11 protein-coding genes are annotated in these 12543 nt (G+C 58.0%); 10 read left to right on the top strand and 1 reads right to left on the bottom strand.

Features of this window, described 5'->3' with window-relative positions; genetic code table 11:
- Positions 1-192 precede the first annotated feature (192 nt).
- The 10 genes from ACGSLL_RS00730 (at position 193) to ACGSLL_RS00685 (ending at position 10751) form a co-directional block, all read left to right on the top strand.
- Positions 193-1827: a methyl-accepting chemotaxis protein gene (locus ACGSLL_RS00730; protein ID WP_394502163.1), complete on the top strand. Its 1635-nt coding sequence runs from the start codon at positions 193-195 to the stop codon at positions 1825-1827.
- A 166-nt stretch (positions 1828-1993) separates the two neighbouring features.
- Positions 1994-2557 (top strand): nicotinamide riboside transporter PnuC, encoded by a 564-nt coding sequence (gene pnuC, locus ACGSLL_RS00725; RefSeq protein WP_394502161.1) that lies wholly within the window; start codon positions 1994-1996, stop codon positions 2555-2557.
- A complete protein-coding gene (locus ACGSLL_RS00720; RefSeq protein WP_394503059.1) occupies positions 2554-3108 on the top strand; it encodes an AAA family ATPase in 555 nt (184 codons plus the stop codon). Before pnuC ends, ACGSLL_RS00720 begins: the two co-directional genes overlap by 4 nt.
- Positions 3109-3399: 291 nt before the next feature.
- Entirely contained in the window at positions 3400-3849 is a 450-nt protein-coding gene (locus ACGSLL_RS00715) for a hypothetical protein (RefSeq protein ID WP_394502159.1), read from the top strand.
- A 1-nt stretch (position 3850) separates the two neighbouring features.
- On the top strand, positions 3851-4423 hold the full coding sequence (locus tag ACGSLL_RS00710; RefSeq protein WP_394502156.1) for an adhesin: 573 nt from the start codon (positions 3851-3853) through the stop codon (positions 4421-4423).
- A 68-nt stretch (positions 4424-4491) separates the two neighbouring features.
- Positions 4492-5493, top strand: coding sequence for a heme utilization protein (locus ACGSLL_RS00705; protein ID WP_208937425.1), 1002 nt, complete (start codon positions 4492-4494; stop codon positions 5491-5493).
- A 65-nt stretch (positions 5494-5558) separates the two neighbouring features.
- Positions 5559-6239 (top strand): C39 family peptidase, encoded by a 681-nt coding sequence (locus tag ACGSLL_RS00700; RefSeq protein ID WP_039760558.1) that lies wholly within the window; start codon positions 5559-5561, stop codon positions 6237-6239.
- Between the two features lie 43 nt (positions 6240-6282).
- Complete coding sequence (locus ACGSLL_RS00695) at positions 6283-7029, top strand: hypothetical protein (RefSeq protein ID WP_394502153.1); 747 nt, start codon at positions 6283-6285, stop codon at positions 7027-7029.
- Positions 7030-7074: 45 nt separating this feature from the next.
- Entirely contained in the window at positions 7075-8391 is a 1317-nt protein-coding gene (locus ACGSLL_RS00690) for a transporter (RefSeq protein WP_090283650.1), read from the top strand.
- A 167-nt stretch (positions 8392-8558) separates the two neighbouring features.
- Positions 8559-10751 (top strand): hypothetical protein, encoded by a 2193-nt coding sequence (locus tag ACGSLL_RS00685; protein WP_394502151.1) that lies wholly within the window; start codon positions 8559-8561, stop codon positions 10749-10751.
- 294 nt (positions 10752-11045) lie between these two features.
- Here ACGSLL_RS00685 and ACGSLL_RS00680 read toward each other — a convergent pair whose 3' ends face one another.
- Positions 11046-12371 carry a sigma-54 dependent transcriptional regulator gene (locus ACGSLL_RS00680; protein WP_090283651.1) on the bottom strand — a complete coding sequence of 442 codons (1326 nt, stop codon included), beginning with the start codon at positions 12369-12371 and terminating at the stop codon, positions 11046-11048.
- Positions 12372-12543 lie beyond the last annotated feature (172 nt).

The raw sequence follows: 12543 nt of genomic DNA, 5'->3' as shown, positions 1-12543 counted from the left end.
ACGAAACGGTAAAAATTCCGTGAAATTTCAAAATGGATTCAGGTTTTCACGCGCGGGGCCGAAATCCTAACAGACAAGCCCCAATAGCGCTGCCGCGTTATACGACTTGGGTCGCGTATGCCTGTCCACGCAATCATGGTTGGATGCTGGCGATCGATCATTACAAGAACAAGAATCCGGAGTGACAGCGTTATGAACAGCTTGCGCAGTGTGTCGATCAGCCGACGCTTGTGGCTCATCTTGATTGTGGCGGTGGTGATGTTGCTGACCTTGGGCGTGCTGATGCTCAAGCAGATCCATGACGACCTCTACCACGCCAAGGCCCAGAAAACCCAGCATGTAGTGCAGACCGCCAGCGGCCTGCTGACCTATTACCATGGCCTGCAAACCGCCGGCACCTTGACCAGGGAAGCGGCGCAGCAACAGGCGCTGACGGCGATTCGCGGCTTGCGCTACGACCAGAGCGATTACTTCTGGATCAACGACCTCACGCCCGTGATGGTCATGCACCCGACCAATCCCAAGCTCGAAGGCCAGAACCTCTCGGCGATCCGCGACCCGGACGGTTTTGCGGTGTTCAACGAGATGGTCGCTATCGCCAAGGCCAAAGGCGCTGGCATGGTCAACTATCGCTGGCCGAAACCCGGCGCCACCGACCCGGTGGCGAAGACCTCCTACGTCAAACTGTTCGAACCGTGGGGCTGGGTGATCGGCTCCGGCGTGTACGTCGATGACGTGCAGGCCGAATTCCAGGGGCAAATGATCAAGGCCTCGGCGATCGGCCTGGCCATCGCCCTGATCATGGCGCTGCTGGTGATCCTGATCGCGCGCAGCATCGTCCGGCCGTTGCAGGAAACCGTCAACGCCATGGCCAACATCGCCAGCGGCGAAAGCGACCTGACCCGCAGCCTCGATACCCACGGCAAAGACGAAGTCACCGAACTGGCCCACCACTTCAACGCGTTCACCGCCAAGTTACGCCGGGTGATCGGCGACTTGCAGGTCTCGGCCAGTGCCCTCGGCCAATCTTCCAGCGAGCTGGGCAACGACGCGTCGCAGGCGCAGCAACGCAGTCAGCAGCAGTCGCAGCAGATGGAACTGGTGGCCACGGCGATCAACGAAGTGACGTATGGCGTGCAGGACGTGGCGAAAAACGCCGAACATGCCGCCGCCGAGATGCGTGATGCCGAAGCGCAGGCGCAGCAGGGCCAGATCAACATCGACGGCAGCCTGCAACAGATCGACAAGCTGTCCGGCACCATCGATCAAGCGGTGGAAGTGATTCGCACACTGGCCGCGGAAAGCACGCAGATTGGCAGCGTGCTGGAAGTGATTCGCTCGATTGCCGAACAAACCAACCTGCTCGCGCTCAACGCCGCCATCGAAGCCGCGCGCGCCGGCGAGCAAGGGCGCGGGTTTGCCGTGGTCGCGGACGAAGTGCGTTTGTTGGCGCAGCGTACGCAGAAGTCGACGGCGGAAATCCAGTCGATGATCGAGCGCTTGCAGAATCATTCCGAAGCAGCCGTGAAGGTGATCGGCGACAGCAGCAAGGCCTCGCAACTGACCATCGAACAGGCGGGGCTTGCCGGCGCCAGCCTCAACGCGATCGGCCAGGCCCTGCGCAATCTCAACGGCCTGAACGCCTCGATTGCCAGCGCGACGTTGCAGCAGGCGCATGTGGTTGAAGACATCAACCAGAACGTGACGCAGGCGGCGGGGCTTTCGCACAGCACGGCGTTGGCGGCGGAGCAGTCGAGTGCGGCGAGTTTGCGGCTTGGGCAGTTGAGTGAGCAGCTCAACGGGTTGCTGCGCCAGTTTCGCGTCTGACCCATAACCTGTGGGAGCGAGCCTGCTCGCGAAGACGTAGGGCCAGTCAAAGAAGATGTCGACTGGACTGGCCCTTTCGCGAGCAGGCTCGCTCCCACAGGGTACTTCTGTGTTTTGGCGAATGCAGTACAATCCGCCCCCTCTTCAACTCCCCCAAGGATCCTCAATGTCCGGGCTCGAACTGTTTGCCGCCGCCCTCGGTGTGATCGCCGTCTGGCTGACGGTCAAACAGAATCCATGGTGCTGGCCGATCGGGCTGGTCATGGTGTTGCTCTACAGCTGGATCTTCTTTGAAGTGAAGCTGTATTCGGACATGTTGCTGCAAGTGATCTACGCCGCGCTGCAACTCTACGGCTGGTGGCAATGGACCCGCGCCGGGACGATGCACGACGGGCGTGCGGTGACCCGGCTGGATGCTCGCGCCGTCGCCCTTGGCCTTGGCGTCGGCGCGCTCGGCAGTGTGCTGCTCGGCGCGGCCATGGCGCACTGGACCGACGCTGCGCAACCGTGGCTCGATGCGGCGCTTACCGGTTTCAGCCTGGTCGCGCAGTTATGGATGGCGCAGAAGCGTCTGCAATGCTGGGCGCTGTGGTTTGTGCTGGATGTGATCTTCGTCGGCTTGTTCCTCTATAAAGGGCTTTATCTCACCGCTGCGTTGTATGGGCTGTTTACCTTGCTGGCCGTGCTGGGCTATCGCGAATGGCGCGCCGACCCGGCGCTGCGCACATGAAGGTGGTGGTGCTGACCGGCCCGGAATCCAGCGGCAAGAGCTGGCTGGCGGCCGGCCTGCAACAGCGCTTTGGCGGCGTGCGCGTGGATGAATACGTGCGCCGCTTTATCGAGCTCAATCCTCGCGACACTTGCCTGGCGGATATTCCCGAGATCGCTCGCGGCCAGTTGCAATGGGAGGACGACGCGCGGGCGCAGCGGCCTGCGCTGCTGATTCTCGACACCCACCTGCTGAGCAACATGCTCTGGAGCCAGACGCTATTCGGTGCGTGCCCGGCGTGGCTGGAACAGGAGTTGCTGACGCGGCATTACGACCTGCATCTGCTGCTATCGCCGGAACAGGTCGACTGGACCGACGACGGTCAGCGCTGCCAGCCGGATCTTGCCGAGCGGCAGGCGTTTTATCAGGCGACTCGACAGTGGCTCGAGGACCATCAACAACCGCTGCAAATCATTGCCGGCAGCTGGGCCGAGCGTCAGGTGCAGGCTTTCGCTGCCGTTGAGCGTTTGCTGGCTGAAAGCCCCGAACACGGGCCAAATGTCCATTCCTGAAACACCCTCCCTCCCGAAGAAGGCCGACTTCAACACGATTCACAGCTTTGTCATGCCGGTTGTTTCAAACCTGAAACAACACCGCACCCAGCCTTGATCCAGAGCGTCGCTCAGCCAGTCGACAGCTCAGCGCGCGCCTGCCTGTTTCAAGGTTGAAACAGATCCCGCACAACGCTGACGAATATTTAACTAACACTCTGAAATCAAAGCACATTTCAAAAGCGGCACAGCTTTCGCTCTCTCCTTCACAACGCTGACCAAGGGCAGCCTGTTGAAGAAGGAATTGCAGCCGTGGGGACTTTCAAAATTGGATTGACCTGTCTTGTGCTGATCGGATCGGCAGCCAGCGCGATGATCAGCCTCAGCGTGCAGGCCCAAGGCAATGGCGTGATCGTCCTTCAGCGCGACGTTCAGCCGATCCCGATCGGGCGCAATGGCGGCAAAGACCCCTACCCGACTACCGTCAACGCCAACCCTTCGGCACGCATCAATCAGACCGTCAACAGCACTGAGCTCAGCGACGGCGATTTCGCCAGTGTCGCCAGCGGTTCTTCGATACGCGGCAACATCACCACACCCAATTCGAACCTGCCCGGCATGAACACCCTGACCAACCAGAACGGTCTGCCCGGCATGCGCGTGGGCAGCGGCGGCGGTGCCGGTGGCTCGATTTCCAACACCGTCAACCGTGCCATGAGCACCGGTCTGGCGCCTCTGACCCGCATGGCCGGAGGCCAATGAAATGAATCGCACCCTGCTGCTCCTCGCCCTCCTCGGCTGCACCAGCGCCATGGCTGATTCGAACACGGTCAACCGCGCCAACCTTCAGGATTCCGGCGCGCAATACCGCGGCAACTTCAACGTCAACCAGGCCGCCGGTGACCAGATGCAGCAAGCCAACACCAAGGCGATCGCCATCGGCACCGAATCCCGCGCGACCACCCAGGTCATGCAGAAAATCGACACCCCCGCCAGCCGCGCCATCGACGCGAGCGCCAACATCGGCGGCACCGCTTTCAGCAATGGCAACGGCATCCTCGGTGTAAACCAGGGTGCCGGCGCCAACAATCAAATGGCCAACGTCACGCGGATCAGCATCAGTGCTGCCCCGCAGAGCGTTGACGACAGCGCCCTTTCGCAACAGAACGTGGCGTTTTTACCGAGCTCAGGAGCAACTGGTACCTCACCCGGCAGTCGCCAGGTCACGACGAGTGATCAGGCCTTCACCGGCAGCCGCGGGGTTATCCAGGTGAACCAGAGTGCCGGGGTGGGGAACCGAATGGCCAACACCCTGAGCATCCGGGTCGCAGACTGACCCATACAAAGTGCAAGTGGAAAAGTAACAACACTTAACCCAACTAATAAGCACGATGGAGAAACACCATGAAACCTACAATGGCTCTCAAACCACTGGTTTTCGCACTCGCAGCAGTGATGGCAATCGCAGCACAGGCAGGCGGCCGTGATGACAACAACGGTCATGGTAACGGGCATGGCAATGGACACGGCAACGGTCACGGCCAGCCACAGGGTCCAAATCTTGAACAACTGCTGCAAATCACCGCCGGCGCCGGCGCCGCTGTACTCGACGCGCAAAACAGCGACGGCAACGTGGTGAAAAACCAGGGCACGCTGAACAACGCCAACGCCAGCGACTCGCTCAACGGCTCCAACGGCAACATGGGCGCCAACGTTGCCGCCGGCGACGGCAATCAGCAGGACAACGCTGCTGCGCTGGCCACCGCTGACGAAAGCTTCATCTTCGGCAACGCTGTTGCGGCCTCGAGCGCGACTCAGGTCAACAACAACAACTACGTGAAAAACTCCTCCACGTTCAACAACGCCACGCTCAACAACGCCGGCAACAATGGTTCCGGCAACATCGGCATCAACGTGAGTTCGGGCAACTTCAACCAGCAGAAAAACAACCTGGCGATCGCCGTATCGGGTGGCCGTGTAGCCACTGCCGCCGCTGCTGCCAACCAGTCCTCCACTGGCCTGGTCGTAGAAAACAAAGGCGTGCAGGCTTACAAAACCGACACCCTTACCGGTACCTATGCAGCCGCTGGCGTGTTCAAAGCCAAAGGCACTGCAACCATCGAAGACGACAACCATGGCGGTTGGGGTAACCGTGGCGGCGGCCACGGCGGCAACGATGATCAGAAAGCCAAGTTCGAAGCCGTGGGCAGTTTTGGCCTCGCTGGCGTCACCACCCAACAAGTGTTGACCAAAGATGGCTGGAAAACCCCGGTGGTCAACAACGCCAACATGACCAACTCGATGAACAACTTCTCCGGCAACGGCGGAGCCAACGTCTCGGCCGGTGTCGGCAACCAGCAAAGCAACTCGCTGTCCATCGCCGCAGGTTGCAAAGCCTGCATGTAAGCGCGATCGAAACGAAAGCCCCGGCAACGGGGCTTTTTCCCTGGTTCCACAAGGCGTATTCGATCATGCGGACTCCTGCCCTCCTCGCTCTGCTTTGTCTGTGTGGCCTGACTCAGGCGGCGCAGATGCCCGTCGCTGCCCTGCCTGGCGGCGTGCTGGTCTACAAGGACGTGCAAAGCATTCGTGAGCGCAAGTTTGCCGACATCGTCGAACAGAAAACCGATTTCAGTTGCGGCGCTGCTGCACTGGCAACGGTATTGCGCCAGGCCTATTGGCTCGACGTCGATGAGGAGCACATCATCAAAGGCATGCTGGTCAACGCTGACCAGGACCTTGTGCGTACGCAAGGTTTCTCCATGCTCGACATGAAGCGCTACGTGGAAAGCATCGGCATGCGCGCCCGTGGTTACCGGATCCCGCCCGAAAAACTCGAAGCGGTGACCATTCCGGTGGTGGTTCTGATGGATATTCGCGGCTACAAGCATTTCGTCGTGCTGCAGCGTTCGGACAAAGATTGGGTCTACATCGGTGACCCTGTTCTCGGCCACAAACGCTACAAGCATGATGACTTTGTCAAAGGTTGGAACGGCATAGTCTTTGCCATCGTCGGCCCCGGTTACGACAAGGCCAATGCCTTGCGCAGCCCTCCCGTGCCGCTGACGGCGAAGAATTCGCTGGACGGTTTCAACCCGGTCAAAGATGCGGAGTTGATGGATTTCGGGTTCATTCAGAGCGACTTCTTTTAATCGCCGAGTTAGAGAATGGGACTGGATGTCCCGGGAGCAGCAGATGAAAACCTCATACTGGCTGGCCGCCGCCTGCCTGGCAGCGGGTGCGTCAGGCTTTGCCCATGCCGGATTCAAACCCATCGAAATCAAGGACCAGGAGCTCGCCGAGCTGCGTGGTCGGTACGTCATGCCGGGGCGGATCATCAGCTTCGGCATTGTAATGAGCAGCACCTGGCGCAACGCCAGCGGCGACCTCATCGGCGCAGCCACCTCGATGCAGGTCCAGGCCGCCACCGTCAAACCGGAGTTCTATGTCTCGACCATCAAGGAGTCGGGCAATGGCAGCACGCCAACGCTGGGGACGGGCACCGTGATCGGTGGCGCCGGCCTCAACAGCACGCAAGGCGTGACGCAAAGCGTGCGCGCCGCGGGCGATGGCAACACCGCCAACAACAACGTCGCGATCAACGTCAGCGAAGCCAGTCAGGCGCCGGCATTGGTGCCGTCGCAGGGCCAGGCGCTCGTCGCCGGGCAGACCATCACTGGCAGCAACGGCGCTGGCAGCGTCGCGGTTTCGGCCAATGGCGGCGGCGTGCAAATGGCCATTCAGGCCAGCGGCAATCAGGGCACTGCACTGCAACAAGTCGCTCAGGGTGGCCTGCTGCAAAACACCCGCCTGCTGGGCAGTGCCAACGTGGTTAACAACCTTACGCAACTCAACGTCGTACTCAACAATAACGGCAGAAGCGCCGGTGCACTGGACTGCAACCTGACCCAACTCGGGGCCCTACGCAGTATCGGATATTGAACTACGCTGAGTCTCGATCATTGGGCTTAAAGGGACGGCTTATTCATGTATCGATCAGTATCACTGCGTGCCGCAGTGTGTTTGAGTACCCTTCTCCCGGCGGCAATGCTGCAAGCAGCGCCCGACGCCGATGTAGAAGCCCTGAAACGGGAACTTCTGGAACTGAAACAACGATACGAAGTACAACAACAGGCCCTGGCCGTCCTTGAACAACGGGTTCGCCAGGTCGAAGAACAGCCCGCCGCCCCACCGCCAAAACGCCTGGCCAAATCGCCATCGGACATGAAAGGCAATCGCGTCGCTACCGGAGCCGCCACCGGCACCGGTGCGGCCGCAGCATCGGGAGGCGCTGCCGGGGGCAGTGGCGCATCCTACGGGCAATCGCTGGCCGATGATTCGCAACCGGCGCAAAGCGTTTCCAACCTGTATGACGAAGCCAGCGGCTTTTTCGGGGGCGGCAAATTCAGTTTCGAAACCGGCGTCACCTATTCGCGCTATGACACCCGCCAGTTGATCCTCAACGGCTTCCTGGCACTGGATTCGATCTTTCTCGGCAACATCAACCTCGACCGGATCAAGGCTGACACCTGGACCCTCGACCTCACCGGCCGCTACAACTTCGACAACCGCTGGCAGTTCGATCTGAACGTGCCGGTGGTGTACCGCGAATCGACTTACCAGTCCGGCGGCGGCAATCAGGGCGCGGCCGGGGTGACCACCGAAGAAACCGTGACCAAAGACCCAACCATTGGCGACGTCAACTTCGGCATCGCCTACAAGTTCCTCGACGAGTCGGTCAACACCCCGGACGCCGTCGTGACCCTGCGCGTCAAAGCCCCCACCGGCAAGGACCCGTTCGGCATCAAACTGCGCCAGACCGACGCCAACTCGAACCTGTTCGTGCCCGACACCCTGCCCACCGGCAACGGCGTCTGGTCGATCACCCCGGGCATCTCGCTGGTCAAGACCTTCGACCCGGCGGTGCTGTTCGGCAGCCTGTCGTACACCCACAACCTGGAGGAGTCGTTCGACGACATCAGCTCCACCGTCAACCAGAAAACCCCGGGCAAGGTGCGCATCGGCGACAGCTTCCAGATCGGCGCCGGTATCGCTTTTGCCTTGAACGAGAAGATGAGCATGTCGTTCTCGGTGTCCGACCTGGTGCAGCGCAAGAGCAAGCTGAAACAGGACGGCGGCGATTGGGAATCGGTGATCTCCAGCGATGCCAACGCCGGTTATTTCAATATCGGCATGACCATCGCGGCCACCGACAACCTGACCATCGTGCCCAATCTGTCGCTGGGCATGACCGACGATGCGCCGGATTTTTCCTTCAGCCTGAAATTCCCGTATTACTTCTGACAAAGCAACATCGCAGCCTTCGTTTAACCAAGGCATGTGGATTCGACCACTGGTCGGAAACAGCCCCGCACCTGTCAGATCTGACAGGTGCGTTTTGTCCGCAGATCCCTTCTGATAGTTCCATGGCCTGGTTGCTGATGACCAGTCTAATCTCAGGAGCATTTGCCATGACCACTCTCACCGCAGCAGACCTTTATCCTGCACGGATTCCATCGGCGACCAGGCTAGAAACCCCGGGGCCGTATCACGGCGGTATCGCGATACATTCCATTGCAGCAGGGTTGCTGACTGTCATCATTGACCCTTGGTTAAACCAGACGAAGGACGATAAATGTGAGTTGTACTGGGATAACGATTACACACCGGTGGATACATTTACGATCCCCGATAACGTTGCTCAGGAGGTTCGTTTTCAAATCTCCGGAGGCCTGATTACCGATGGCTCCGCAAAGGTGTTTTATACCGTCGAACGCTTTCCTCAGGAGCCGGTTAAGTCTGTCGAGTTGCTGATGTGGGTCAAGTTGACCCGGCCGGGCGGCGACGACGACGGCGACAGCGAGCCAGGGCACTCAGGTCTTAAATATGAGCTGATGCCAGATCCATCCAAGGGGGTCGATGCGACGATGGCCAAGGGCGGAATCCGAATGCTCATCGATCGCTATCGATACATCGCCCCTTACGACCGTATCTTCGCCAAGTGGGGAGACGAAGAGATAACTCATTATCCCGTCACTCAGCTGCAGATTGACGATCCGGACAATAACCCGCTCTTTTTGACTTTTACCGAGGAGGTAATAAAGCGACAAGGCAACGGCCGTGACATACCGGTGAGTTTCCGTGTGGCGGACCGTGTTGGCAATCTCACTGATCCAAGAGACCCTTGGGCAAAATACACTTATGTGTCGGTGGATCTGACTGAGCGCTTGGCCGCGCCGTTGATTCGGTTCAATAACCAAACTGTAACCACCATCGATTTGGCTCAACTGGGCAGCAGCGACTTAACGGTCCGCGTCTACTTTACATCCCCACATTTCCAACAGAATGATGAGGTCCGCCTGACGTGGACCGGGACGCCGCAGCAGGGCCAGCCAATTGTCATCGGCCCGCTGAGCACGATGGTGGATGAAGTGCCCGGCCACTTTGACTTCACCATTCCTAACGCTTCGGTCAAGCCTTTGGGTGGCGGTTCGGCTAAAGCGAAATATCAGTTGTTTCGAGGCGCCCAACCGATCGGAGTCTCAAACGACGCGCCCCTCGACGTCATCGGTGAAGCCAGCCAACTCGAGCCGCCTACCGTTCCCGAGGCGCCCGATTACGAACTTGATCCGAATGTGCATCAAGCGGGTTTTACGGTGGTGTTTGATAATCTGAAGTTGAATGCCAATGATGAGCTTGAACTGGAAGTGGCGGGACGGCCGGGAGAGGGTTCGGTACCGCCGGAGAAAAAAGTTATCGCGGCCGGTCAAACGAAAGTTGAATTCAAAATACATTTTTCGATTACCGGAGCAAACCTGCAGCGCGTTGTACTGTTGAAATACCGAGTGATCAGTGGAGCACCGGCCCAGACTCAGGAATTGAGGATTGGCGAGTTACGACAGTCGAGCATGCCGATGCCTTTGCTTGAAGGGTTTGATGGGGATGTGCTGGATGTTGGGTTGATCAAGGATGACACGAAGGTGTTATGTGGGGCTTGGCCGTTTCAGTGTGTGGGGTGTCCGATTTGGTTGAAGTATGTGGAGACGTTTGCAGGTGGCGGGGAACGGGTTAAGGAACAGTTTCTGGGAGTGGTGCATGATCAAGCGGCAGGGTTGAGCTATACGACGGAAGTGCAGTGGTTGCGGGAGTGCAAGGATGATTCGGCGGTTTCGATTGTTTTGAAGGTTGGGTTGTTTGTGGGGGCGGGGTTGGGGGATGCGGTGGAGTGTCGGGGGAGGGTTTATAGCATTAGAGCGGGATTTGATGATCTTACTGATTTTACAAATTTTCAATGGAATAATTGGATGAGCCACTACTGGGGCGGGGGCTGGAAGTACGACATAGTAAAAGATGGAGACGAGTTTTTTTTGAGTCCAGTTAAAAGTGATGGCTTTTGGCAAATTTTGGTAGGAAAAATATTTTATGAGCTTGATATTTTTTCGCGATATAGTTTTAGTTTTGATTATAGAGCAACGGGCGGTGCGAGGTATTCAGTTGATACGTCAATACATATACCTGTGAATACAGATCTGCCGGCCACATCGATTTGGACTACCAAAACTGTTGATGTTAGATTTGATGAAGAACCGATTGTATGCCTAAATATACGATCAGCTGAAGGTTCATTGCGGCTTGATAATCTTCGGTTAAAGAAGGTTTTTTGAAGCTTTATTGCCGACAAGTCTCGAAACGTAATAGATATTTGTCGGCTATATATAATAGCTGAGCGCGTGAGTTGGACATAATTTTTATTTTCGTTATAAATAGCCAATACGCTATTTTAGCTTAAGGGTTTATTCCGATTCACCCGTATTCTGCGACAATGTACGGCTGCCACTACCTCTCAACACTTCGCAGATGAGTCTTTTGGCCATTTTTTGCAGAGTCCGCCTCATCAACAACGTTTCCACAGACGCAGACCTTTGCCATATTGCTTATTCATTTAGCAGGTCGGCTGTTCACCGGATCTGATGTTTGTGCAACAACCGATAAAACGTCGGCCGCGACACGCCGAGCACTTTCGCCGCAACGCTGAGGTTATCGCTGTGCCGGTTCAATACGTCGCACAGCGCCTGGCGTTCGGCGCGGGTTTTGTAGTCTTCGAGAGTGCCCATCGGTGTGGCGATCGAATGTTGGCTGATCAGGCCCAGATCACGGGCTTCGATCTGTCGGCCCTCAGCCAACACCAGACCTCGGCGCACACGGTTGGCCAGCTCACGCACATTGCCCGGCCAGTCATGTTTGCCCATGGCGATCAGTGCGTCTTCGCTGAAGCTGCGCGGACGCCGTCCGGTTTCGTGGCTGTAAAAGTGCGAAAAATGATTGGCCAGCATCGACAGATCGCCGTGCCGTTCGCGCAAAGGCGCGGTCACCACTTGCAGGACGTTGAGGCGGTAATACAGATCCTCACGAAAAAGTTTTTTCTCGATCGCCGCCTCAAGGTCGACGTGAGTCGCCGCCAGCACCCGCACATCCACCGGTATCGGCTGGCTGCCGCCGACGCGCTCGATGTGTTTTTCCTGGAGAAAGCGCAACAGATTGGCTTGCAGCTCCAGCGGCAGATCGCCGATTTCATCGAGAAACAGCGTGCCGCCATTGGCCGCTTCGATGCGCCCGACCTTGCGTTGATGCGCGCCGGTGAAGGCGCCTTTTTCGTGGCCGAACAGTTCCGATTGAATCAGATGCTCGGGGATGGCGCCGCAGTTGATCGCTACGAAGGGCTTGCTGTGGCGCTGGGACTGGCGGTGCAGCGTGCGCGCAACCAGTTCTTTACCGGTACCACTTTCGCCGCGAATCAATACCGGCGATTCGGTGGGTGCCAGTTTGCTGAGCAACTTGCGCAGTTCGCGGATCGGTTTGCTGTCGCCCAGCAGTTCATGCTCGGGCTGGTCGACGTGAATCGTGCCTTGCCCGCGCAAACGGGCCATGCCGAATGCGCGCCCGAGGGTGACCTGGACCCGCGAGACATCGAACGGCAAGGTGTGAAAGTCGAAAAACCATTCACAGACGAAGTCACCGACATTCTGCAAACGCAGGACTTCCTGATTGAGCACGGCGATCCATTCGGTGCCGCTTCGGCTGATCAACTCTTTGACCGCTTCGGGTCGTTCGAGGTGAAACGGCTGTAATCGCAGCAAACCGATGTCACAACTGCGCTCGGCGGCATTCTCCAATGAACAACTGTCGACATCCCAGCCGACCGCGCGTAAACCTGGCAATAAGCGGTGGCAGTCGTCGCACGGATCGACCACCAATAAACGTCGTAACGCAGGCGCTTCGCTCATGACTGTTCCTTGGCGCCAAATAAAGGAAATGAGTGTAAAAACAGTCATTTGGCAGACCCGACTGTAACACTAGCAAGATTTTGACAGCCCCTTGTATCGATTGCTTATAGGCGCCCAGTCAAACCGGTTATAAGAATGTAAGTTGTTAGTAAGCTATCGACTTAGTTGGCTT

The organism is Pseudomonas retamae, from assembly GCF_043496865.1.
Lineage (GTDB): Bacteria > Pseudomonadota > Gammaproteobacteria > Pseudomonadales > Pseudomonadaceae > Aquipseudomonas > Aquipseudomonas retamae.
This window is presented reverse-complemented; position numbering and strand designations above follow the sequence as displayed.

Coding starts and splice junctions, on each gene's coding strand:
- pnuC (WP_394502161.1), top strand. CDS start 1,994: ATGTCCGGGCTCGAACTGTTTGCCGCCGCCCTCGGTGTGATCGCCGTC.
- ACGSLL_RS00685 (WP_394502151.1), top strand. CDS start 8,559: ATGACCACTCTCACCGCAGCAGACCTTTATCCTGCACGGATTCCATCG.
- ACGSLL_RS00705 (WP_208937425.1), top strand. CDS start 4,492: ATGAAACCTACAATGGCTCTCAAACCACTGGTTTTCGCACTCGCAGCA.
- ACGSLL_RS00690 (WP_090283650.1), top strand. CDS start 7,075: ATGTATCGATCAGTATCACTGCGTGCCGCAGTGTGTTTGAGTACCCTT.
- ACGSLL_RS00700 (WP_039760558.1), top strand. CDS start 5,559: ATGCGGACTCCTGCCCTCCTCGCTCTGCTTTGTCTGTGTGGCCTGACT.
- ACGSLL_RS00695 (WP_394502153.1), top strand. CDS start 6,283: ATGAAAACCTCATACTGGCTGGCCGCCGCCTGCCTGGCAGCGGGTGCG.
- ACGSLL_RS00710 (WP_394502156.1), top strand. CDS start 3,851: ATGAATCGCACCCTGCTGCTCCTCGCCCTCCTCGGCTGCACCAGCGCC.
- ACGSLL_RS00730 (WP_394502163.1), top strand. CDS start 193: ATGAACAGCTTGCGCAGTGTGTCGATCAGCCGACGCTTGTGGCTCATC.
- ACGSLL_RS00720 (WP_394503059.1), top strand. CDS start 2,554: ATGAAGGTGGTGGTGCTGACCGGCCCGGAATCCAGCGGCAAGAGCTGG.
- ACGSLL_RS00680 (WP_090283651.1), bottom strand. CDS start 12,371: ATGAGCGAAGCGCCTGCGTTACGACGTTTATTGGTGGTCGATCCGTGC.